Source organism: Streptomyces sp. NPDC039465, assembly GCF_055639315.1.
In genome coordinates, this window is sequence record NZ_JBVKAP010000005.1 from 266,288 (window position 1) to 289,903 (window position 23,616).

Annotated in this window: 13 protein-coding genes; 12 read left to right on the forward strand and 1 reads right to left on the reverse strand. The window is 72.5% G+C overall.

All coding sequences use genetic code 11. From position 1 onward, the window contains the following. Nucleotides 1-57: 57 nt before the first annotated feature. From ACZ7LT_RS19230 to ACZ7LT_RS19270, 9 genes are all read left to right on the forward strand, one after another. Complete coding sequence (locus ACZ7LT_RS19230; RefSeq protein ID WP_471237219.1) at nucleotides 58-1,764, forward strand: glycerol-3-phosphate dehydrogenase/oxidase; 1,707 nt, start codon at nucleotides 58-60, stop codon at nucleotides 1,762-1,764. Between the two features lie 340 nt (nucleotides 1,765-2,104). Next, complete coding sequence (locus ACZ7LT_RS19235) at nucleotides 2,105-4,549, forward strand: serine/threonine-protein kinase (protein WP_471237220.1); 2,445 nt, start codon at nucleotides 2,105-2,107, stop codon at nucleotides 4,547-4,549. 177 nt (nucleotides 4,550-4,726) lie between these two features. Then, a complete protein-coding gene (locus ACZ7LT_RS19240; RefSeq protein ID WP_471237221.1) occupies nucleotides 4,727-7,369 on the forward strand; it encodes a protein kinase in 2,643 nt (880 codons plus the stop codon). A gap of 165 nt (nucleotides 7,370-7,534) precedes the next feature. Beyond that, entirely contained in the window at nucleotides 7,535-9,133 is a 1,599-nt protein-coding gene (locus tag ACZ7LT_RS19245; protein ID WP_471237222.1) for a serine/threonine-protein kinase, read from the forward strand. Between the two features lie 115 nt (nucleotides 9,134-9,248). Next, the gene (locus tag ACZ7LT_RS19250; protein WP_471237223.1) at nucleotides 9,249-10,895 is read left to right on the forward strand and encodes a serine/threonine-protein kinase; all 1,647 of its coding nucleotides are present in this window, start codon (nucleotides 9,249-9,251) and stop codon (nucleotides 10,893-10,895) included. A gap of 188 nt (nucleotides 10,896-11,083) precedes the next feature. Beyond that, entirely contained in the window at nucleotides 11,084-12,697 is a 1,614-nt protein-coding gene (locus ACZ7LT_RS19255) for a succinic semialdehyde dehydrogenase (protein ID WP_471237224.1), read from the forward strand. Between the two features lie 31 nt (nucleotides 12,698-12,728). Further along, a complete protein-coding gene (locus ACZ7LT_RS19260) occupies nucleotides 12,729-14,537 on the forward strand; it encodes a GMC oxidoreductase (RefSeq protein ID WP_471237225.1) in 1,809 nt (602 codons plus the stop codon). A 266-nt stretch (nucleotides 14,538-14,803) separates the two neighbouring features. Then, nucleotides 14,804-16,426 (forward strand): COG1361 family protein, encoded by a 1,623-nt coding sequence (locus tag ACZ7LT_RS19265; protein ID WP_471237226.1) that lies wholly within the window; start codon nucleotides 14,804-14,806, stop codon nucleotides 16,424-16,426. A gap of 431 nt (nucleotides 16,427-16,857) precedes the next feature. After that, complete coding sequence (locus ACZ7LT_RS19270) at nucleotides 16,858-18,582, forward strand: hypothetical protein (RefSeq protein WP_471237227.1); 1,725 nt, start codon at nucleotides 16,858-16,860, stop codon at nucleotides 18,580-18,582. Nucleotides 18,583-19,010: 428 nt separating this feature from the next. Here the strand turns inward: ACZ7LT_RS19270 and ACZ7LT_RS19275 are convergent, their stop codons facing one another. Further along, nucleotides 19,011-19,298 carry a chorismate mutase gene (locus ACZ7LT_RS19275; RefSeq protein WP_471237229.1) on the reverse strand — a complete coding sequence of 96 codons (288 nt, stop codon included), beginning with the start codon at nucleotides 19,296-19,298 and terminating at the stop codon, nucleotides 19,011-19,013. A 325-nt stretch (nucleotides 19,299-19,623) separates the two neighbouring features. Between ACZ7LT_RS19275 and guaA the strand changes: the two genes are divergently transcribed. The 3 genes from guaA (at nucleotide 19,624) to ACZ7LT_RS19290 (ending at nucleotide 23,558) form a co-directional block, all read left to right on the forward strand. Continuing rightward, nucleotides 19,624-21,234 carry a glutamine-hydrolyzing GMP synthase gene (gene guaA / locus ACZ7LT_RS19280; RefSeq protein ID WP_471237231.1) on the forward strand — a complete coding sequence of 537 codons (1,611 nt, stop codon included), beginning with the start codon at nucleotides 19,624-19,626 and terminating at the stop codon, nucleotides 21,232-21,234. Nucleotides 21,235-21,350: 116 nt separating this feature from the next. Next, nucleotides 21,351-22,139 carry a class II aldolase/adducin family protein gene (locus ACZ7LT_RS19285; RefSeq protein ID WP_471237232.1) on the forward strand — a complete coding sequence of 263 codons (789 nt, stop codon included), beginning with the start codon at nucleotides 21,351-21,353 and terminating at the stop codon, nucleotides 22,137-22,139. Between the two features lie 177 nt (nucleotides 22,140-22,316). Next, nucleotides 22,317-23,558: a hypothetical protein gene (locus ACZ7LT_RS19290; protein WP_471237233.1), complete on the forward strand. Its 1,242-nt coding sequence runs from the start codon at nucleotides 22,317-22,319 to the stop codon at nucleotides 23,556-23,558. Nucleotides 23,559-23,616 lie beyond the last annotated feature (58 nt).

Genomic DNA, 23,616 nt, shown 5'->3' on the forward strand with positions numbered 1-23,616 from the left:
CGGAGCCAGAATCGAATCTGTGAGCCCGACCCACATGGGGGACGACGGGAGGCAGCGGTGAGGACAGCGACACTGGGACCCGCGCAGCGCGCGGAGGCGCTCGCGGCCATGGCCGAGGGTGAACTGGACGTGCTGGTCGTGGGCGCCGGAGTGGTGGGCGCCGGGACCGCCCTCGACGCGGTGACGAGAGGCCTCTCGACCGGGCTCGTGGAGGCGCGCGACTGGGCGTCGGGCACGTCCAGCCGGTCGAGCAAGCTGATCCACGGCGGCCTGCGCTATCTGGAGATGCTGGACTTCGCGCTCGTACGGGAAGCGCTCAAGGAGCGCGGACTGCTGCTCGAACGGCTCGCACCCCATCTGGTGAAGCCGGTCCCCTTCCTCTACCCCTTGCAGCACAAGGGTTGGGAGCGCTTCTACGCAGGATCGGGCGTCGCGCTCTACGACGCGATGTCGGTCTCCTCGGGACACGGCCGGGGCCTGCCGGTCCACCGTCACCTCACACGCCGTCACGCCCTGCGGGTGGCGCCCTGCCTGAAGAAGGACGCGCTGGTCGGAGCGTTGCAGTACTACGACGCCCAGATGGACGACGCCCGCTTCGTCACCACGCTCGTCCGCACCGCGGCGGCCTACGGCGCCAAGGCGGCCAGCCGGGCGCGGGTGGTCGGCTTCCTGCGCGAGGGCGAGCGGGTCGTCGGTGCCCGGGTGCGTGACGTCGAGGCGGGCGGGGAGTACGAGATCCGCGCCAAGCAGATCGTCAACGCCACCGGGGTCTGGACCGACGACACCCAGGCGATGATCGGGGAGCGGGGGCAGTTCCACGTACGGGCCTCCAAGGGCATCCATCTGGTCGTGCCCAAGGACCGGATCCACTCCACCACCGGACTGATCCTGCGGACGGAGAAGTCCGTCCTGTTCGTGATCCCGTGGGGACGCCACTGGATCGTAGGCACCACCGACACCGACTGGGACCTCGACAAGGCCCATCCGGCGGCCTCCAGCGCCGACATCGACTACCTGCTGGAACACGTCAACTCGGTCCTCGCGGTGCCGCTCACCCGTGACGACGTCCAGGGCGTGTACGCCGGGCTGCGCCCGCTGCTCGCCGGCGAGTCGGACGCCACCAGCAAGCTGTCCCGCGAACACACCGTGGCGCACCCGGTCCCCGGGGTCGTGGTCGTCGCCGGCGGCAAGTACACGACCTACCGCGTGATGGCCAAGGATGCCGTCGATGAGGCGGTGCACGGGCTCGACCAGCGGGTCGCGGCCTGCGTCACCGAGGACGTACCCCTGCTCGGCGCGGAGGGCTACCACGCGCTGTGGAACGCCAGGGCCCGGATCGCCGCGCGGACCGGGCTCCATGTGGTCCGGGTCGAGCATCTGCTCAACCGCTACGGATCGATGACCGACGAACTGCTGGAGCTGATCGCCGAGGACCCCGGCCTCGGGGAGCCGCTCAGCGGCGCCGACGACTATCTGCGCGCCGAGATCGTCTACGCCGCCTCCCACGAGGGCGCGCGGCATCTGGACGACGTACTGACCCGGCGCACCCGGATCTCGATCGAGACGTTCGACCGGGGCACCCGGGTCGCGCGGGAGTGCGCCGAGCTGATGGCGCCGGTCCTCGGCTGGGACTCCGCGCACCTCGACAAGGAGGTGGCCCACTACGAGAAGCGGGTCGAGGCGGAGCGGGAGTCGCAGCGGCAGCCGGACGATCTGACGGCCGACGCGGCGCGGCTCGGGGCGCCGGACATCGTGCCGATCTAGACCCCGCCCGGGTCGGTCGGTCGGTCGGTCGTGAGTATGCCCGTGTCATCTGCCGTCCATGGGACGGGTGTTGAGCGAGAGGACTGACAGAGGGGTGAGGGGAGGGAGGTGCGGGGCGGGGGGCGTCCGGGGAGGCGCGCCGTCGGTGGAGCGGTGACCTGTGTCCCTCGTGGTGGCATGGTGGGAACCGTTCGCTCCCGGGTCGTCGTGTCGGTGTGCGGACCCCGGAGCAGTGCCTGCCCCGGGGTGAGGGACAATGGACCCTCTTCCAGGGCGGGTTACCGCATCGCGCGGGAAGCGGCAGGCGCGGGCGAAGATTCAGGGATCGCAGAGGGGACGCATGTCGGAGTCGGAGCAGTCGCGGGACACGGCGCGGGAACCTCGGCGGGACGCAGTCACGGACGTCGAACCGGGGGGCGGCGCGGCCGCCGGAGCCGACCGCGACGGGGACGCCGTCCCCGCGCAGCGGACCAAGGAACCGGCCACGCGGCCCGGTACGGCCGGGGGCGCCGCGGCGGACGCCAAGCGCCCCTCGGACGCGGAGGCCGACGGGGACCGCGGCAGTGAGCCCAAGGCCACGCCGGCCGACGCCACGCCGGGCGCCGGCTCCGGGACGGACGAGGCGCCGAAGCCCGCGCTCACGAAGGCGGAGCCGCCCAAGGCCGACGCCCCGAAGACGGACGCCCCGAAGACGGACGCGATCAAGCCCGACGCACCCAAGGCGGAGGCGGCGAAGGCTGACGCACCGAAGCCCGGCGCGTCGCCGAAGACTGACGTCGCGAAGGCTGACGCCCCGAAGACCACGGCGCCCAAGACCACCGCGCCCAAGTCCGACGCACCCAAGGACGCCAAGCCCCAAGGTGGCAGGGAGAGCGCGGGCGCCGTACCGGCCGCGCGGGTCGTGACCACGGAAGGGCGGTTGCTGGCCCGGCGTTACCGGCTGGGCGCCGTGCTCGGCCGGGGCGGGATGGGTACCGTCTGGCGGGCCGTCGACGAGACGCTCGGACGGACCGTCGCCGTCAAGGAACTGCGCTTCCCCAGCAGCATCGACGAGGACGAGAAGCGCCGGCTGATCACCCGTACGCTGCGCGAGGCGAAGGCCATCGCCCGGATCCGTAACAACGGCGCCGTGACCGTCTACGACGTCGTCGACGAGGACGACCGCCCGTGGATCGTCATGGAGCTCGTCGAGGGCAAGTCGCTCGCGGAGGCCGTCCGCGAGGACGGCACCCTCACCCCGCGCCGCGCCGCCGAGGTCGGCCTCGCCATCCTCGACGTGCTGCGCTCGGCGCACCGCGAGGGCATCCTGCACCGCGATGTGAAGCCGTCCAACGTACTGATCGCCGAGGACGGCCGGGTCGTCCTCACCGACTTCGGCATCGCGCAGGTCGAGGGCGACCCGTCCATCACCTCGACCGGCATGCTCGTCGGCGCGCCCTCGTACATCTCGCCCGAGCGGGCACGTGGCCACAAGCCCGGACCCGCCGCCGACATGTGGTCGCTCGGCGGACTGCTCTACGCGAGCGTGGAGGGCAGCCCGCCCTACGACAAGGGCTCCGCGATCGCGACGCTGACCGCGGTGATGACCGAGCCGGTCGACCCGCCGAAAAACGCCGGTCCGCTGCTGGAGAAGGTCATCTATGGCCTGCTGGCGAAGGACCCCGCCGAGCGGCTCGACGACGCGGGCGCGCGTGTGCTGCTCAACGCCGTCATCCACGCCCCCGAGCCGACCGCCGTCGCGCCCGAGCCCTCACCGGAGGCGACCAGGGTCGTCGCGCTGCCCCCGATCCCGCCCGCGCCGCCGGAGAACCGCACCAAGGAGAAGGCGAGGGAGGCCGCCGACCTCGCCGCGGAGCGGATGCGCGGTGCGCTGAAGTCCGTACGGAACGCCGCGGCGGCCGCCGCCACCGCAGCGACCGCCGCCGCTAAGTCCGAGCAGAAGCAGCCGGCCCCGCCCCCGGTCAACGGCAGCCCGGCCCGGCCAGCGCCCCCGCGCGCGCCGATCACCGACGTCGTGCCCCGGCGCACACTCGTCATCATCGCGGTCGTGGCCGTCCTCGCCGTGCTCTCCACCGTCCTCTACCTCACGCTGGGCGGGGACGACGAGACCGGCGGACAGGGCAAGGGCAAGGGCGGCCAGGCCGCGACCGCGGGCAGCACCGCCTCCCGCGGCGGTGGCCAGGGCAAGGACGGCGGCACCGCGCAGAACCCGGACAAGGACCAGGGCGGCACCCAGGGCCAGGACGCGGGCAAGGACCCGGAGGGCGGCGCCGCCGGTCAGGGCCAGAAGCCGGGCCAGGGCAGCGGCGCCAGCTTGGCGCCCGCGACGAGGGCGGGCACGGGTGGGGCGGCCCCCGCCGTCTCCACGTACCGGCACGCGCAGGGCTTCACGATCGGTCTGCCCAAGGGGTGGAAGTACGTCTCCACCAGCGCGGCCGGCGCCCGGTTCACCGGCCCGGACAACGCGCGTCTGCTCGTCGGCTGGACCTCCACGCCCAAGGCCGACCCGGTCGCCGACTGGCAGGCCCAGGAGGCCTTCATGCGCCGTTCCGGATACAAGCGGGAGCGCATAGAGAAGGTGGAGTACCGCGGCTGGCCCACGGCCGACTGGGTGTTCACCTTCTCCGAGGACGGCGAGAGGTACCGGTCGGTCGACCGTGGCTTCGTGGTGAACAGCAAGCTCGGGTACGGCCTGATGTTCACCGCCAAGGACGCCCGGTGGAAGTCGGCCACGACGCAGGGGACGTGGCAGACCTTCACCACCACCTTCATGCCCAAGGCCTGACGGACCACCCCCGTGAGCCGGGGGAAAACACCCGTCCCTTTACCGCGGGTGGGTAGGGCCACGTATCGTGAGAGCTCATGGGCGGTGCGCAACCACAACGGACCTGCACGGGACCGTAAATGACGGGTTCCGCACGGCTCGCGGGGTCGGGGGACAGCGCGCTGGTGGGGAGGCGACGTGGACGAATACGCGGGACGGGTGCTCGCCGACCGCTACCGCCTGCCGCTGCCGCCCTCCGACGAGTACGAACTCGTCGAGACGCGCGCCTTCGACACCTACAGCGGCCAGGAAGTGCTGGTCCGCCAACTGCCCCTGCCGGAGGTCGTGGACGCCGAGGTCCTCGACGCCGACGGAGCCGCCGGGCGCACGCCGCCGCGGCGTGCGCCGGGGCGGGCGACCCGGCGCCCCACGGACCCGGCCGTGCGACGGGCCATAGAGGCCGCACAGGCCGCGGCCCAGATCCCGGACCACCCCCGCCTCGACCAGGTCTTCGACGTGTTCGCCGAGGGGGGCTCGCTGTGGATAGTGAGTGAACTCGTCGCCGCCCGCCCCCTCGCGGCGCTCCTCGCCGAACGGCCCCTGAGCCCGTACCGCGCCGCCGAGATAGGCGCCGACGTCCTCACCGCGCTGCGCGCCCTGCACGCGCACGGCTGGACGCACCGCAACATCACCGCCCGTACGGTCCTGGTCTGCGACGACGGCCGGGTCGTCCTGACCGGCCTCGCCGCGGGCGCGGCGGAAGAGGCGCTGTGCGGCTACGCCCCCGTCCCCGAGCCCGACGTCGCCCCTGCTTCTGAAGCCGATGTCGGCACTGGACCCGAAGGCGACCTCGGCACCGATCCGGACGACGACGGGTCCGCAGCCGGTCCGTTCGTCCCCGGGGCCCGGCCCGAGCCGGCCGCGCCCCCGGCGACGGCGGACGTGCGCGCGGCCCGCGCGGGCGCCATCGCCGCCTACCGCGCGGGCGCCCGCGCCGCCGCCCGCGTCGACGACGTCCGCGCCGACGACGCCGAGACCTCGGTTCTCCCCCCGGCTCCGCCCGCGCGGGCCGCCGACGGCTACGACCCGCAGTGGTGGTCCCAGGCCGCCGACGACGAGGACGACGAGCCCGAGTACGGCTCCGGGGGCGGCGAGGACGACACGCCGCCGCGCGGCGGCGGGACGCCGCGTGCGCTGCTCACCGGGACGTGGCACGACGGACCGGCCGGGCGGGACGGCTCGCGGCCCGTGCCGGCGGGGGGCGGTGGCCGCCCCGCCCTGCCCGCGGGCTACCAGCCGCGCGAGGCAGCCCCCGCCGCCGACGGCAGTTGGCACAGCGTCAGCGGCGGAGACGCGCTGCGCGCCGACGCCCAGCGCCGCGCCACGCCTGCGCCCGGACCCGCCGTGAGCACCGGCGGCTGGGAGGAGGTCGTCGCGGGAGGCCCCGCCCCGGCCCCCTACCGCGGCCCGGCCACCCCACTCGCCGCCGAGCGAGCCCGGCAGGCCCGGATCATGGTCGTCGGAGCCGTCACCGAACGCTGGGCGCCCGAACAGGCCGGACCCGTCCACGAGAACTGGCAGCTCGCCCCGCCCATCGGCCCGTCCACCGACCTCTGGGCCCTCGGCGCGCTGCTCTACCGAGCCGTCCAGGGCCACGCGCCGTACCCGGAGGAGAATGCCGCCGAGCTCGTCCAGCTGGTCTGCTCCGAGCCGCCCGCCTTCGCCGAGGAGTGCGGCCCCCTGCGCCCGGTCGTCGAGTCGCTGCTGCGCCAGGACCCCACGGAACGGCCCGACTTCGAGGAGCTCCGCGGCTGGCTGCGCTCGCTCGTCCGCTCGGCGCCCGAACCCGAGGCGGGTACGGACGTCGTACCGCTGCCGTCCGCCGACGACACCCGGCTGCCCATCGTGCGCCGCCGCGGTGAGCTGGTGCGCAAGCGGCGCGGGGGAGGGGCGGCGGCCCAAGGCCGGCACCGCCACCGCAAGACCAAGGAACCGCGCCAGACCCGGCAGCCGCGCCCGTCCCGCCGGTCGTCAGGGTCCGAGGAATCTCAGGGGCTTGGGCGGGGCGGAGCCGCCTACAGCCGTTCCGAGGGCTACAGCCGCCCGGAGAACCCCGGCAGACCGCAGGCGCCCGGACGCGCCCCCCGGTCCCTGGGCCGGACCCTGCTGCTCCTGATCCTGCTTCTGCTGGCCGGAGCGGTGGCGTACGCCATGCTGTTCATGCCCAAGTCCGGTGAACAGGGCGGTCAGGACGGACAAGGCAGCAGGCCTCCGGCCCAGCAGCAGCCCGGTGCGCAGCCCAGCGCCCCGGCGAACACCACACCCAGCACGCCCGCCAAGCCCAGCACGGCCAACTCGCCCGCCGCACCGGTCACCGGGCCGCCGCCCGCCGCCGGTTACACCCTGCGCAAGGACACCGAGGGCTTCCAGACCGCCGTCGGCAAGGACTGGCGGCGCAGCCCCATCAACGACGCCGGACAAGTCCGCTACAACGCGGGCGAATTCACCCTGATCGTCGTCCCCGGCCGCGACACCGTGCAGGCCAACGGCGCCGACCCCATGGCGTACCAGCGCACCAAGGAGCGCGAGCTCCAGCCCTGGCGGGACTCCTCCTGGTCCAGCGCCTCCGGGCTGCGCCGGATCGACGTGGGGCAGCAGGCCATGGCAGAGGGGCAGTTCACCTGGCAGGACAGCAGCGGCAGGGAGGTCTTCGTGCGCAACCTCGCGATGATCGTCGCGGGCCGCTACCACGTCGTCCAGGTCATCGGCCCGGAGGGCCAGCGCGACAAGGTCTCGGAGATCTACCAGCAGGCCACCCAGCACTACCGCGTCACTCGCTGAACACAGCCCGACCCGCTCAACAACCCCCGAAGCATCCCTAATCGCCCCCTCCTCAGGGGGCTCGGCCACCTCGCCAGTAACAGTGCGGTACCTAAGGCCGCCCCGAGCTTCCGCCGCCCGTACCCCCCTCCGTAACCTGGCATCCGAAGGAACGGGCGGGGGCAAGTGGAACATTCACAGAGCACGGGCGAGGGTCTGCTGCTGGCGGGTCGCTACCGACTGGGCCAGTCCATCGGCAAGGGCGGCATGGGCCGTGTCTGGCGTGCCCACGATGAAGTCCTCCACCGGATCGTGGCGGTCAAGGAACTGACGGCGGGCCGTTACGTCTCCGAGGCCGACCGGGTCGTCCTTCACGCCCGTACGCAGAAGGAGGCGCGGGCCGCAGCCCGTATCACCCACCCCGGCGTCGTCACCGTCCACGACGTGCTGGAGCACGACAGCCGGCCGTGGATCGTCATGCAGTACGTCGACGGCCCCTCCCTCGGCGACGCCATGAAGCAGTCCGGCCCGATCGAGGTCCGCGAGGCAGCGCGCATCGGACTGCACGTTCTACGCGCGCTGCGCGCCGCCCACGACGCCCGTGTCCTGCACCGGGACGTCAAGCCCGCCAACGTCCTGCTCGCCCGGGACGGCCGGGTCCTGCTCACCGACTTCGGTATCGCCGCCATCGAGGGCGACTCGACCATCACCCGGACCGGGGAGATCGTCGGATCCATCGACTATCTGGCGCCGGAGCGGGTACGGGGCGGCGACCCTGGGCCCGCCTCCGACCTGTGGTCGCTGGGCGCCACGCTGTTCGCGGCGGTGGAGGGCACCTCGCCGTTCCGCCGCGCCTCGCCGATCGAGACCATGCAGGCCGTGGTGACCGAGGAGTTGGACCGCCCCGTCCTGGCCGGGCCGCTCGCGCCGGTCATCACCGCCCTGCTCAGCAAGGATCCGGCGGACCGGCCCACGGCGGCCGAGGCCGAGCGGATGTTCAGAGACGTGATGGAGGGCCGTACGCCCGACACCACGCAGACGCACGCGCCCGCGCGGCGGCCCGCGGAGCAGGACCGGCGGCCCTTCACCACCACCTCCTCCACGGCCAAGCTGTCGCCCTCGGAGTCCATACCGGCGACCACGGACGGCGGTGCGCGGCGCGGCCGGTGGCGTACGGCGGTGCTGGTGGCGGTGCTCGCGGCCGCGATCGGGGGTGCGGGGGTCTTCGCCGCGATGACGTACTCGGACGGCGGCGGCCGCGGCACCCAGGCAGGTACCGGCGGCTCCGAGTCCTCCCCGGACACATCCGAGAAGGCGGAGAAGGCGGGGCCGAAGGCCGGTTGGGAACGGGTCAAGGACCCGGAGGGCTTCAGCCTGCTCGTCCCCAAGGGCTGGAAGCGCCAGATGGACGGCGACCAGATCGACTACACGCCCGACAACGGCCGGCACCGCATCCGGATCAGCATCGACACGTCGCCCGACTTCGAGAACCCGTACATGCACATGCTCAACGTCGAGAAGAGCCTCAAGGACCGGCTGCCCGACTACAAGCGGCACAAGCTCGACCAGAACACCTTCCGGGACCAGACCAAATCCTGTCTGTGGGAGTTCACCTGGACCGAGAAGAAGAACCACCCGGGCAAGCGCCGGGCCATCGACCAGGTCTACTACGGGGACGACGGCACCGAGTACGCGCTCTACATGTCCTCGCCGGCGTCGGACTGGGGCACCACCCGGACGCAGTTCGACACCATGACGAAGAGCTTCAAGCCGCCGGGCGGCTGATCCCCGGCCCCTGGCCCTCGCACGGGCGCGTGTCACGGCTCCGGCGTGTCACGGGTCTGCATCCGCTCAAGAACCCCGCTGACAACGGCGATCACCGTTCGTCAGGATAGGGACCATGAACAACGACGGGGGACGGGCGAGCGAGCCCACCAGCTACGGACTCCAGCCGCCTCGACCGGCGGTCGGACAGGACCCGCACCCGGCCACGGAAGCCGTCGCCGCCCTGCCGCGGCAGGGCGGCGCCGCACCGACACCCCAGCCGCAGACGGATCCCGGCGCCGGGCGGGTGATCGGCGGCCGCTACCGGCTCGTGTCCCGGCTCGGACACGGCGGCATGGGCACGGTCTGGCGCGCCCACGACGAGGTCGTCGACCGTGACGTGGCCATCAAGGAGCCCCGCGTACCGGAGCAGCTCTCCGAGCGGGAGCGTGACACGGTCCATCTGCGGATGCAGCGCGAGGCACGCGCCGCCGCCCGGATCGACCACCCCTCCGTCGTGACGATGCACGACGTCGTCGTCGAGGATGGCCGGCCGTGGATCGTGATGGAGCTGGTCCGCGGCCAGTCGCTGGCCGCCCGCCTCCAGGAGGGCACCCTCGATCCGCGCGAGGCCGCCCGCATCGGACTCGCCGTCCTCGGCGCGCTGACCGCCGCCCACGAGGCCGGGGTGCTGCACCGCGACGTCAAGCCCGACAACGTCCTGCTCGGCCGGGGCGACCGGGTCGTACTGACCGACTTCGGCATCGCGCAGGTCGAGGGCGAGCAGGGGCTGACCGAGACCGGGGCCTTCGTCGGCTCGCCCGAGTTCATCGCGCCGGAGCGGCTGCTCGGGCAGCGGCCCGGACCCGAGTCGGACCTGTGGTCGCTCGGGGTGGTGCTGTACGCGGCGGTGGAGGGCATGTCGCCGTTCCGCCGCTCGCACACCCCCGCCACGCTCCAGGCGGTGCTCTCCGCCGAGCCGCAGACCCCGGCGCGCGGCACCGGCGCGCTCGGCACCCTCGTGATGCGGCTGCTGCGCAAGGACCCGGCGGCCCGGCCGGCCGCCCCGGAGATCCGCGAGACCCTTGAGTCCGTCGCCCGGCCGCCGCAGGCACTCGCCGCGACCGCGCTGTACGCCGCCGGAGCGTCCGCGCCCGCCGCGAGCGGCTGGATCCCGCCGGTGCTCAGGCAGAGCCGCAAGGCGCTGTACGGGCTGCTGAGCGGGATCGTCGCGGTCGCCGTCGCGCTCGTCCTGCTGCTGGCCAACCCCTTCGCCGGGGACGAGCTGCCCCCCGGTTGGCTGGTGCGTCCGGAGAACGAGCTGTTGCGGGCGCAGGTGACCGTGCCTCAGGACTACAAGCGGTTCCAGGCGGAAGAGGGCGGGTCGGTGTGGTTCGCCGACCCCAGCGGCGTCTTCGAGATCGCCTTCTGGCGCTCCGAGGCCAAGGGAACCCCGGACGACCCTGGCGCGGACGGGGAGGCGCGCAAGGCGCGCTATGGCAAAGGCGGCCGGGACGGTACGGAGATGAAGGACGCGAAGTCCACGGTCAAGGCGGTGCAGCACCAGGGCAGGGCGGCGTCCGAGGTGGTCACCGACTGGACCCCGTTCTCGGCGAGCGAGCCCGACCCGCTGCGCTACCGCTTCCACGAGCTGCTGATCAAGGGCGAGGGCAAGACGTATTGGCACCTGCGGGTCAAGATGCCGGCCGCCGGCAAGGCCGTGCAGGACGGCGAGGCGCTGTACGCGGAGGTCGTGAAGGGCCTGAAGATCCAGAGCTCCTGACCGCCCGCCCGACCGCTCGCGAATGCCGCCGGGGCCGAGTTCCGGGCCTCCTTCATGGGGCCCGGCACCGGCCATGAGCCCCTGATCAGGGCTTATGTGCCAGTGATCGCTGGCGCGGTTGTGCGCACCCCGTGAAAGCCATTACCGACGGGTACCCAAAGGCCCGGATGCGGCATACCCTCGCCCCCATGACGGACTCGCAGGCCATCGCCGCCCCCGGAACGAACCCCCTCGCCCCCGCCCCGGCAGGCGCGCGCACCGCGGCCGACGTGGTCACGCCCGAAGTGGTCGCCCAGCTCACCAAGGCCGTCGTCGGCTCCGGCCGGACCGCCAACCACACGCCCTTCACCGGCGAGAAGCTGGCCGAACTGCCCGAGTCCACGCCCGAGGACGTCGCCGAGGCCTTCGCCCGCGCGCGTGCCGCCCAGCCCGCATGGGCGGCGACGCCGGTACGCGCGCGTGCGGCCGTCCTGCTCCGATTCCACGACCTCGTCCTGGAGCGGCAGGCCGAGATCCTCGACCTGATCCAGCTGGAGACCGGCAAGGCACGGCTGCACGCCCACGAAGAGGTCCAGGCCGTCGCCGTCGCCGCCCGCCACTACGGCCGCAAGGCCCCCTCCTACCTGCGCCCCAAGCGGCACACGGGCGTCGTGCCGACCCTCACCAAGGTCACCGAACTGCGCCAGCCGCGCGGTGTCGTCGGCCAGATCGCCCCCTGGAACTACCCGCTGGAGCTCTCCGTCGGCGACGCCCTGCCCGCCTTCGTCTCCGGCAACGCCGTCGTCATGAAGCCCGACACCGAGACCGCGCTGACCGCGCTCTGGGCGAGGGACCTGCTCGTCGAGGCCGGGCTGCCGGCCGAGGTCTTCCAGGTTGTCCTCGGCGAGGGCCCGGTCGTCGGCCCCGAGGTCGTCAAGCACGCCGACTACGTCTCCTTCACCGGCTCCACCCGCACCGGCCGCGAGGTCGCCAAGGGCGCCGCCGACCGGCTGGTCGGCGTCTCCCTCGAACTGGGCGGCAAGAACGCCATGCTGGTGCTGCGCGACGCGGACGTCGAGCAGGCAGCGGCCGGAGCCGTACGGGCCTGCTTCTCCTCCGCCGGACAGCTCTGCATCTCCATCGAGCGGCTGTACGTCCACGAGTCCGTCGCCGACGCGTTCGTCGCCCGCTTCGCCGCCCGTACGAAGGCGATGCGGCTCGGCAACTCCCTCGCGTACGGCGCCGACATGGGCTCCCTCGTCGGCGAGCGGCAGCTGGAGACCGTCACCCGGCACGTCGAGGAGGCCGTCGCCAAGGGCGCCAAGGTCGTCGCGGGCGGTGTCGCCCGCCCCGACATCGGCCCGTACTTCTTCGAGCCGACCATCCTCGACGGCGTCGAGGCCCCGATGGCGGTCTGCTCCGAGGAGACCTTCGGCCCGGTCGTGTCGATCTACCGCTTCACCGACGAGGACGAGGTCGTCGAGCTGGCCAACGCCACGCCGTACGGCCTCAACTCCTCCGTGTGGACCACCGACGCGCGCCGCGGCCACGCGGTCGCCGCCCGGCTGCGCACCGGCACCGTCAACATCAACGAGGGGTACGCGCCCGCCTACGGCAGCGTGCAGTCCCCGATGGGCGGCATGAAGCAGTCCGGCCTCGGCCGCCGGCACGGCTCCGAGGGCATCCTCAAGTACACCGAGGCCCAGACCGTCGCCCAGCAGCGGCTGATGCCGCTGGCGCCCGCCTTCGGGATGGACGACGAGAAGTACGCGGCGTTCATGAGCGCCTCCCTGAAGGCGATGAAGGCCCTGCGCCTGCGCTGATCCACCCGTCCCTTTTCGTACGAGGAGAGCCATGACCGCGCTACCCCCTGCCCAGAATCAGGACGAGGACGGTTCGTACGACTACGACGTCATCGTCGTCGGCTCCGGTTTCGGCGGCTCGGTCACGGCCCTGCGGCTGACGGAGAAGGGCTACCGCGTCGGCGTGCTGGAGGCCGGCCGCCGTTTCGCCCGTACCGAACTGCCCAGGAACTCCTGGGACCTGAAGAACTTCCTCTGGGCGCCGGCGCTCGGCCTCTACGGCATCCAGCGCATCCACCTGCTCGGCAATGTGATGGTGCTCGCCGGCGCGGGGGTCGGCGGCGGCTCCCTCAACTACGCCAACACGCTGTACGTACCACCCGCGCCGTTCTTCAACGACCCGCAGTGGAAGGACATCACGGACTGGCAGGACGAGCTCGCCCCGTACTACGACCAGGCCAGGCGGATGCTGGGCGTCCGCCTCAACCCGACGACCACCCCCTCGGACGTGCATCTGAAGGCGACGGCCGAGGCGATGGGCATCGGCGACACCTTTCACATGGCCCCCGTCGGCGTCTTCTTCGGGGACGGGGACGACGCCGACGGCAAGGTCAGGGCCGCGCCGGGCGGCGAGGTCGACGACCCGTACTTCGGCGGCGTGGGGCCCTCGCGGCGGGCCTGCACCGAGTGCGGCGAGTGCATGACGGGCTGCCGGCACGGCGCCAAGAACACCCTCAACGAAAACTACCTGTACCTCGCCGAGAAGGCCGGGGCCGTCGTCCACCCGATGACCTCGGTCGTGGCGCTCACCGAGGACTCGCGGGGCGGATACGCGGTCAGGACGCTGCCCACCGACAACAAGCGCAGGGGGCGGGGGAAGACGTTCACGGCGCGGCGGGTCGTCGTCGCGGCCGGGACGTACGGCACGCAGACGCTGCTGCACCGGATGAAGGACTCCGGCCTCCTGCCCCGGATCCCGGCCCGGCTCGGCGAACTGACCCGTACCAACTCCGAGGCGCTCGTCGGCTCGCAGACCACCGACCGGCGCTACCGCAAGCGCCACGGCGCGGCGCGGGTCGACTTCACCCGAGGCGTGGCGATCACCTCCTCGATCCACCCGGACGAGAACACTCACATCGAGCCCGTGCGGTACGGCAAGGGCTCCAACGCCATGGGCGGCATGACCATCCTTCAGGTGCCGTACGGCGCGCACCGGGTCCGCAACTGGCTCCTCGAAATGCTCAAGCACCCCACGCTCGCGGTCCGCTCGCTCTCCAACCGCCGCTGGTCCGAGCGGACCATCATCGGTCTGGTCATGCAGTCCCTGGACAACTCACTGACCACGTACCGCAAGCCGAAGGGCATCGGGAAGGGCCTGCTCACCGCGCGCCAGGGCCACGGCGCCCCCAACCCGAACCAGATCCCCGAGGCGACCACGGCCGCCACCCTCCTCGCCAAGGAGATCAACGGCTTCGCGGGCTCCAACATCGGCGAGCTGATGGGCACCCCGCTCACCGCCCACTTCCTCGGCGGCTGCCCGATCGGCGCCACCGCCGACGACGGCGTCATCGACCCGTACCACCGGCTGTACGGCCACCCGGGCATCTCGGTCGTCGACGGCGCGGCGGTCTCGGCGAACCTCGGGGTCAATCCGTCGCTGACGATCACGGCGCAGGCCGAGCGGGCCATGTCCTTCTGGCCCAACAAGGGCGAGGAGGACCCCCGGCCGAGGCAGGGCGCCGGCTATGTACGGCTGGCGCCGATCGAGCCGAAGTCGCCCGCGGTCCCGGCCGAGGCCTTCGGCGCGCTGAAACTGCCGTTCCTGGGGATGCCGGTCGTACCGCCCAAGAAGCCCGCCTAGGTCGCGGAACAAGAAAGGCGCTGCACCCCCCTCCGAGTGCAGCGCCTTTCCGGCTAGACCGGGGCCGTTGGCTCCGCATGCATGACCCGCGAGGAAGCGGATTGGTTGCATCCAATCTCACGGAATCTTTATGTGGCGCCTGTCACACCGCCTCCCGCGCCGGTCCGCGTGCCCATTTCGTGATCTTCAGCTGTGCAACCTTTGCGTCCGCACCGGGGTCGAACGGGTGTGCCGCACCCCCACACCAGCTGACCAGAGGTACGCAGATGTCACGTCGTTTCCCCGCGAAGGTCCTTGGGGCCGTCGCCGCGCTCGCCACGGCCGGGCTGGCCGCCGTCGGCCTCGGCGCCGCCCCGGCGTACGCCGCCGACCCCGAGTTCACGCTCGGCGGGCCGTCCGGGGTCGTGCTGCGGCCGTACCCCACGAGCGGCACCCCGCACACGGAGACCGTCGACTTCACCGTGCTCAACCCGAGCACGGACGCCGCGGGCACCTTCCCCGGCGCGTACACCGTCACCTTCGACCTCGCCGGGCTCGCCCACATCGCCGACGTGACGTTCGACCGCGTGGCCGGCGGACCGGAGTGCACGCTCACCGGCACCACCGGCGTGTGCACCGGCACGGGCGTCGGGCCGGGCCGCAGCACGGTCGCCCGGCTGAAGATCACCGCCGCCGAGGGCTCCGAGCCGACCTACTCCGGCACCCTCAAGGTGTCCGGCGCGGCGCAGGGCGCCACCTTCACCCCGTTTTCGACCAAGGTGACGGTCGGCGGCGCCGATCTGGTCATGCGGCCGCTGAACCTGAAGTCCGAGATGAAGCCGGGCGAGACCCAGCCCGCCGCGGTGGCGTTCGCGAACGTGGGCACGGTGCCCGCCGACGGCGTACGGCTCACGCTGCGCCCCACGCACGGGCTGCAGATCCGTGAGCGGTTCTCCAACTGCGAGTACCGCGAGGCCGAGCTCGACGACGTCCACGGCCTCCCGATGGCCGGCTACTCCGAGATGACCTGCTCCTTCCCCGGCCTGTACGAGCCGGACGCGGTCTACGTCCTGTCGAAGCCGCTCACGCTCAAGGCGGCCGCCCACGCCTACCAGGAGCACTTCGTCTACAGCATCGTCGAGCGCAAGCCGGCGCAGAGCGCCTCCGCCCAGGGCACCGGCCGCGCCCTCACCCTGACCAAGCGGACGGCCGCCCCGCTGGCCGAGGACCTCGAGCCGTCGGACAACGTACGGGACGAGACCATCCAGGTCCGGAACACCGCGGACTTCACGGTGCACGGCGCGCACGTGGCGCAGCCCCGCGTCGGCGAGAAGGTCAAGGCCGAGATCGGCTTCCGCAACAAGGGCCCGGCCTGGATCGGGAACCAGCGCTCGGGTGACGCCGCCGGCGTCGTCGACGTCATCGTCCCCGAGGGCGCCAAGGTCACCGGCAAGCCCGCGGAGTGCAACGCCGTCTCCGCCTCCGGCGAGCCCCTCACCACCCCGCTCGGCGCGCCCCGCTACCTCTGCCCGCTCTCGCCGATCGTGCGGGAGGACGCGGACAAGCCCCTGCCGTTCGAGCTGACGATCGAGAAGGTGGTCAAGGACGCCGCGGGCACGGTGACCGTACGCGGCGCCCTCCCGGCCAAGCCGGAGCTGCCGTTCGACCCCAACACCGCCAACAACACCGCGGAGATCGTCCTGAACGGCAAGGCCGACAGCGCCCCGAGCCCCACCCCGTCCCCGACCGCGGCCACCTCCGGCACGACCACGACCGGTACGACCGTCACGACCCAGGGCGCCCTGGCCTCGACCGGTACGAGCGTGGCCATGGCCGCGGCCGGCGCGGTGCTCGCCCTCGCGGCCGGCGCCATCGTGATCGCCGTCTCCCGCCGCCGCGCGGCCCGATGACCCCGGGCCCGCGCTCCCTGCCCGGCACGGTCGGCCTGCTGGCCGCCCTGGCGGCTGTGGCCGTCGGCGGCACGGCCTGCACGGCGTCCCCGGACGCAGGACCGAGCTCCCCGTCGGCACCCGCGTCGACATCGCCCGCGTCGTCCGTAGCGGGGACCCCGGGGACACCGGCGGCGACCCCGGAGACCCCGAAGGCTCCGGAATCCGCCCCGCAGACCCCGGAGCGCCCTCCGGCTCCGTCGCTCGGCGCCCGCCCGACGAAGTCCTGGCCGCCCGCGCCGACGGGCTGACCGAGGCAGAGGCGGACGAGGGGCCCCGCGGATCCGACACGATCCACGGGGCCCCTCGTCCACCCGGGGTCGTCCACCCCGTGTTCATTCCGTGATCTTGTGGCGTACAACCCGGAGCCCCCGTGCCGGGTCGGACTGATCATGAAACGCATCTCCGCTCTGCTGACGGCGACCTTGATGGCCGTCGGGCTCTCCACCGCGGCGGCCGAGGCCGTCGTGGTCGACGACCCCCGCTTCGAACTGGTCGAACCGGCCGAAGTCGCGCTGTCGCAGTACGCAGAGGGCCGCGACCCGAGGACCTCCCGGCTTCAGCTGGCCCTGCGCGAGACGAAGGCGGACCGCTGGAAGGTCGCCTACCGGATCACGCTCGACATCAGGGGCCTCGCCGGCATCGCCGACGTGAGCCCGGCGGGCGGTCCCCAGCCGTGCAAGGTCACCGTCCCCGGCGCGACCGTGGTGTGCGAGGGCGCGTACGTCAGGAAGAACGGGCTCGTGGGTGCCCTGGACCTCTCCGCGGCCAAGGGCAGCAAGCTCGGTGACAGCGGCGAGATCGACATCACGTACACCTCCGACGCCCCGGAGACCGAGGGCGTGGGAGTCAAGGCGAAGGTCACCGTCGGCGGCGCCGACCTCGCGGTGAAGCCCTTCGAGCTGAAGCACTCGCCGCTGGTCGGCGAGCGGCTGACCGCCCCCATCGCCCTGACCAACGTCGGCGGCGAGCCGGTCGGAGCCGTCATGCTCCACATGACCCGCACGAAGGGCCTGAGCCTCCCCGACCAGTTCTCGAACTGCGAGTCCGGCGACGTCCGGCAGCACTCGACGGACATCTTCCGGCGCACGACCGTCTGCTACTTCGAGGGTCCGATCGAGCCGGGCAAGGTGTACGCGCTGGACGCCCCGCCGACCCTCACCGTGCAGCGGGAGGCGAGCTTCGAGCAGTTCTCCTACGTGGCCCAGCCGGACACCCCGGCGAACCGCGAGACCGTCCGCAAGGCCGCCAAGATGACCCCCGGGAAGGGCCCCGCGCTGCGCCTGAAGGAGGTGTCGGCCGCCAAGATGTCGCTGCCCGACCCGGACCCGTGGAACCAGCGGCAGGACTTCTACTTCAGCGTCGCGAACAGCGCCGACTTCCAGGTCACCGGCGCCCAGGCGCACGGCGCCGTCGGCGAGACGGTCAAGGCCGAGCTGAGGTTCCGCAACGACGGCCCCGCCCGCATCCAGTACTTCAGCGAAGAGCCCTTCGCGCACTACATCGTGGAGATCCCGGAGAACGTCACGGTCACCGCGGCGCCCGAGCGGTGCGAGGGCAGGGACAAGAACGGCAGGTGGGTCCGCACGGGCGGCGTCTACTACTGGTGCCTGCTCACCGAGACCCGCGGGGTCAGCATGCTGGAGAGCGGCCACACGATGCCGTACCCGTTCGAGCTGAGGATCGACAAGCCCGGCAAGTCGGTCGGCAAGGTGTATCTGAAGCGCGGGTTCACCGAGGACCCCGACGAGCCCGTACAGGACATCGTCCCCTTCGACCCCGACCGGTCGAACAACACCGCCGAGCTCGTCGTCAACGACCCCGACGTGAAGCCCGGCACCACCGCGGGCACGACCACTGGCGGTCCCAGCCCCACCCCCTCCGAGAGCGAGGGAAGCACCACGACCGGCTCCACCACGACCGGCTCCACGAGCGGTGCCACGGGCTCGGCCGGCGGCTCCGGCTCCGGTGACACCACCACCACCGTCACCACCTCCGGCGGCCTCGCCTCGACCGGCACCACCGTGCTGATCGTCGCGGGCGGCGCCGCGGCCGCCCTCGCGATCGGCGGCGCGCTGTTCCTGGCCTCCCGCCGCCGCCGTACCCCGGGCGTCTGACCAGCGGACGAACGAGAGACGAGAGAGGGCCCCGCGCACATCCCGTGCGCGGGGCCCTCGGCCGTCGGCACCGGCGGGCGGGGTGGCGCGGGTGCCTCGGAGCGGCGCCCGGGGAAGCGCCGCGGGGGACTGGAATGGGTGGTCCTGCCGGACCGGATGCGGCCGGCCCCGGGCGTCCCCGGGACCGACCGTCCTTTCTGGGTGACCGGGCTGCTGTCCCCTGCCGTCCGGTCACACGCGCCGGGGCGAGGTCCCACGACGTACTTGCGGTACGCCACACGCCCCAGCGGAGCCACGCGTGGTGTGGTGCGGACCCGCCCCTGGCTGGTGCGGACAACGGGACCAACGAAGCCGCGCCGGGCCCGGTCACGCGCCGTACGGGTGAGGGCGGGCCCGAACTCAGATCCGTAGAGAAGCCCGCGCAAGCCTCAGATCCGGCCCCGGCACAGCTCCAGCATCGTCATGGCCAGCGCCGTACCCGGCTTGCCGAGGGCGTCCCGGTAGTGACCGAGCACCTCCATCTCACGATTGAGGTTCACCCGCCGCCCGCCGGAGGAGATCCGGGCCTCCTGGATCACGGCCGAGACGGCCATACGTTCCTGGATCAGACCGATGATCCGGTCGTCCAGCGCGTCGATACGCTCACGCGCATCCCCGATCAGCGCCGCGGCCTCGTCGGTACGGGCGCCGGTCTTCTCGGTCTGGGTGGTGGTCACGGGGGGCTCCTTCGGTACGGAGGTTCCGGGGCCCTGGAGCGACTCGGCCCGTGAACGACAGAGCGCCCCGGGCCTTGTCGGCCCGGGGCGCCTGGAAAGTCGCTTGTCAGTTGCTCAAGCAGCTCGACCATGGCAGCCGGACGGGCCGGTGCCATAGGTAAAGACGAAGGTCGAGAGCGTGCGCATGGCGACAGTATGGCCCGCCCCGGGGAGCCGGAGCCAACCCGGGTTCGGATGGTGAGACGAAAAGAGACACCGGCGCGCCGGTAGAATCGACAAATAGCCCCCTCCGGGGGATCCTCCCTACCGCCGGAAGGCCGCCGTAGTGTCATCAGCGACTCCCGCTGCCGCGCCCGACGTCACCAACCCGGACACCACCCCCGACGTGGTCCTCGTTGTCGACTTCGGCGCCCAGTACGCACAGCTCATCGCCCGCCGAGTCCGTGAGGCCCGGGTCTACAGCGAGATCGTCCCGTCCACCATGCCGGTGGCCGAGATGCTGGCCAAGAACCCGAAGGCGATCATCCTCTCCGGCGGCCCGTCCTCCGTGTACGCGGAGGGCGCCCCCCGCCTCGACCGCGAGATCTTCGAGGCGGGCGTTCCCGTCTTCGGCATGTGCTACGGCTTCCAGCTGATGGCGACGACCCTCGGTGGCACCGTCGACAACACCGGCGCCCGTGAGTACGGCCGTACGCCCCTGCACGTGACCAAGACCTCTTCCACCCTCTTCGAGGGCACCCCGGCCGAGCAGTCCGTGTGGATGTCGCACGGCGACGCCTGCTCCGCCGCTCCCGAGGGCTTCACGGTCACCGCGTCCACGGACGTCGTGCCCGTCGCCGCCTTCGAGAACGACGAGAAGAAGCTGTACGGCGTGCAGCACCACCCCGAGGTGATGCACTCGACCTACGGCCAGCAGGTGCTGGAGCACTTCCTCTACCGCGGCGCCGGCATCGAGCCCACCTGGACCACCGGCAACGTCATCGAGGAGCAGGTCGCGGCCATCCGCGAGCAGGTCGGCACCAAGCGCGCCATCTGCGGCCTGTCCGGGGGTGTGGACTCCGCGGTCGCCGCGGCCCTCGTCCAGAAGGCCATCGGCTCCCAGCTCACCTGCGTATACGTCGACCACGGTCTGATGCGCAAGGACGAGACCGAGCAGGTCGAGAAGGACTTCGTCGCCGCGACCGGCGTCTCGCTGAAGGTCGTCGATGCGCAGGAGCGATTCCTCACCGCGCTCGCCGGGGTCTCCGACCCCGAGGAGAAGCGGAAGATCATCGGCCGGGAGTTCATCCGCGTCTTCGAGCAGGCGCAGGCCGAGATCGTCGCCGAGGCCCCGAACGACCACCCGGTGGAGTTCCTCGTCCAGGGCACGCTCTACCCCGACGTCGTCGAGTCCGGCGGCGGCACCGGCACCGCGAACATCAAGTCGCACCACAACGTGGGCGGACTCCCGGAGGACCTGGAGTTCAAGCTCATCGAGCCGCTGCGCAAGCTGTTCAAGGACGAGGTCCGGATGGTCGGCCAGGAGCTCGGCCTGCCCGAGGAGATCGTCCAGCGCCAGCCCTTCCCCGGCCCGGGTCTCGGCATCCGGATCGTCGGCGAGGTCACCAAGGAGCGCCTGGACCTGCTGCGCGAGGCCGACGCCATCGCCCGCGAGGAGCTCACGGCGGCCGGCCTGGACCGCGACATCTGGCAGTGCCCCGTGGTGCTGCTCGCCGACGTCCGCTCCGTCGGCGTCCAGGGCGACGGCCGTACGTACGGCCACCCGATCGTGCTGCGGCCCGTCTCGTCCGAGGACGCCATGACGGCCGACTGGACGCGGATGCCGTACGACGTCCTCGCGAAGATCTCGACCCGGATCACCAACGAGGTCGCCGATGTGAACCGCGTCGTCCTCGACGTGACGAGCAAGCCCCCGGGCACCATCGAGTGGGAGTAGTCCCGACCGGCTGACCGCCGGACATGAACGGCGCCGCCGCCCTCCGAGGACGGCGGCGCCGTCGTATGCCCGCACGCCTCTGTTCACCTGTGGTACCGCGCGGTAGCTTCCGGCCCATGACCGAGATACCGGCCCCCGTCCCCGTGGACCAGCTGCGTTTCGCGATGCCGCCCGTCCATGAGTCCGCCGCCGACGAGCGGACCCACCGCAAACAGCGGCTCGCCGGCGCGCTGCGGCTCTTCGGCCGGTTCGGGTACGAGGACGGCGTCTCCGGCCACATCACCGCACGCGACCCCGAGTACGCCGACTGCTACTGGGTGAACCCCTTCGGGGCGCCCTTCGCCGACCTCACCGCGAGCGATCTCGTCCTCGTCAACGGCGCGGGCCAGGTCGTCCAGGGCGGCGACCACGTCAACCAGGCCGCGTTCGCCGTGCACGCCCAGATCCACCGGGCCCGGCCCGACGTCGTCGCCGTCGTCCACTGCCACTCCCTCCACGGCCGGGCGCTGGCTGCCCTCGGCGAACTGATCGAGCCGATCACCCAGGGGGCCTGCGGCTTCTACGAGGACCACGCGCTGTACGACGGCTACACCGGGGTCGTCGTGGACGAGGAGGAGGGCCGCCGGATCGCCACCGCGCTCGGCCCGTACAAGGCGATCGTCCTGCGCAACCGCGGCCTGCTGACCGTCGGCGACTCCGTCGACGCGGCGGCCTGGTGGTTCATCGCGATGGAGCGCTGCAGCCAGGTCCAGCTCGCCGCGCGGGCGGCGGGCAAGCCCGTGCTCATCGAGCACCGTGACGCCGTGGCCACCCGCGAGCAGCTCGGTTCGGATCTGGTGGCGTGGATCAACTACCAGCCGCTGTGGCGCCGGATCAGCCGCGCGGAACCCGAACTCCTGTCGTAATCCCGTCGGAGAAGCGGCCTTTACGTCAATGTGATGACGGGCCAATCACTCTTCGGCCCGGTACCCGAGCACGGAATCGGGTGGTCAGGTGCGGGACAATTCCCTGGAATCACCAGCAAGTTGACGGCCCGACTATGGCCCGTCGATGGCCTGTCGACGACCAGGGAGAGGTTCGCCGTGACGGTGCAGGAGGCGAGACAGTGCGACGAGTGCGCGCACGGTGCACGCGAGGGGCATCGGCGGGCCGTCGCGGCGTTCCTGGCCCGGCGTGACGAACTGGCCGTCGGTACGGGGGTGCCCGCGGCGGTCGCGCACTCACCGGTCGCCTCCCGCCAGTGGGTCTCCGACGAGCTCAGCCAGTCCGCCCGTACGGTCGCCGACCGCGGCCGCGAGGCGGGCACCGCCTGGCTCCGGCGGGTCTGGCACGGCACCCTCCTCGCCCTGTGGGGCGGCATCGTCGCCCTGCTGCTCGGACAGGCGCTCACCGCCGTAGGAGCAGGCTGGACCCCCGCCCGTACCGCCACGCTCGCGGCCGCCCTGCTGACCGCCGTCCCGCTCACCGCGGCCGCCCGCGCCCACCGCGCCCGCGGCGGCCTGCTCGCCCCGCTCATCGGCGACGACAACCGGCTCTCCACCTCCCGCGCGGTCGCCGCGTCCTGGCTGCTGCTCGCCGTCTTCGCGCTGCTGCTCCTCGCACTGCGCCTGGCCACCGCCTCCGGCCCTGCTGAGCGCGACCGGCTGCTCGCCGGACTCGAACCGGCCCGCGGAGCCGCCCTGCTGACCGTGCTCGCCGTGACGGGCGCCGTCGCCGTCGCCGTACGCCGCGTGGTCGTCGTACGGATCCTGGCCCGCCGCCTGCAGAAGATCCGCGCCTCCCGGCCCCGCGGCGCCGACCTCCTGTGCGACGACAACGGCAGCGCCAGCCTCACCGACGTCCAGTACCTGGCCGCGAGCACGGTCGCGCTGCTCTACACGGCGGTCCTGCTCGGCCGCCGGCCCGGCGAACTGCCCGACCCGCCCTGGTCCCTGGCGCTGCTGATCGGCCTCTCCGCCGTCCTGTACCTCGCCGGGAAGTTCACCGAAGGCAGCCGCCCCGTGATCCTGTCCGTGGTGCGCGCGCGGGAGGCGGGCGATCTGGACGCCGCCATCCGTACCGGCGACGACATCGAGATCCGTGGCAGCGGCTTCGTCCCGCCGGGAGCCGCCACCCCCGACGGTCTGACCCGGCTGATCGTCCGGATCGGCCCGGTTCACACCCAGGTCCCGCTGGTCCCGCTCCCCGGCGGGTTCGCCAACCCGACGGACTCGGCCCTGACGGTGCCCCTGCCGGTGGACGTCGAGCCGGGGCGCGTGGAGGTGTGGGTGGTCACCGCCGCGGGCGTGGAGACGAACCGCGTCCTCATCGATGTGACGGAGTAGCGGTTTCGGCTTGTGGCCCTGCCGGTTCCCTGAGGTGAGTACCCTTCAGATGATCTGG

Excerpts from the sequence above, each read along its gene's own strand:
- ACZ7LT_RS19285 (WP_471237232.1), top strand. The coding sequence starts at position 21,351 with ATGACCGAGATACCGGCCCCCGTCCCCGTGGACCAGCTGCGTTTCGCG.
- ACZ7LT_RS19250 (WP_471237223.1), top strand. The coding sequence starts at position 9,249 with ATGAACAACGACGGGGGACGGGCGAGCGAGCCCACCAGCTACGGACTC.
- ACZ7LT_RS19235 (WP_471237220.1), top strand. The coding sequence starts at position 2,105 with ATGTCGGAGTCGGAGCAGTCGCGGGACACGGCGCGGGAACCTCGGCGG.
- ACZ7LT_RS19270 (WP_471237227.1), top strand. The coding sequence starts at position 16,858 with ATGAAACGCATCTCCGCTCTGCTGACGGCGACCTTGATGGCCGTCGGG.
- ACZ7LT_RS19265 (WP_471237226.1), top strand. The coding sequence starts at position 14,804 with ATGTCACGTCGTTTCCCCGCGAAGGTCCTTGGGGCCGTCGCCGCGCTC.
- ACZ7LT_RS19260 (WP_471237225.1), top strand. The coding sequence starts at position 12,729 with ATGACCGCGCTACCCCCTGCCCAGAATCAGGACGAGGACGGTTCGTAC.
- ACZ7LT_RS19255 (WP_471237224.1), top strand. The coding sequence starts at position 11,084 with ATGACGGACTCGCAGGCCATCGCCGCCCCCGGAACGAACCCCCTCGCC.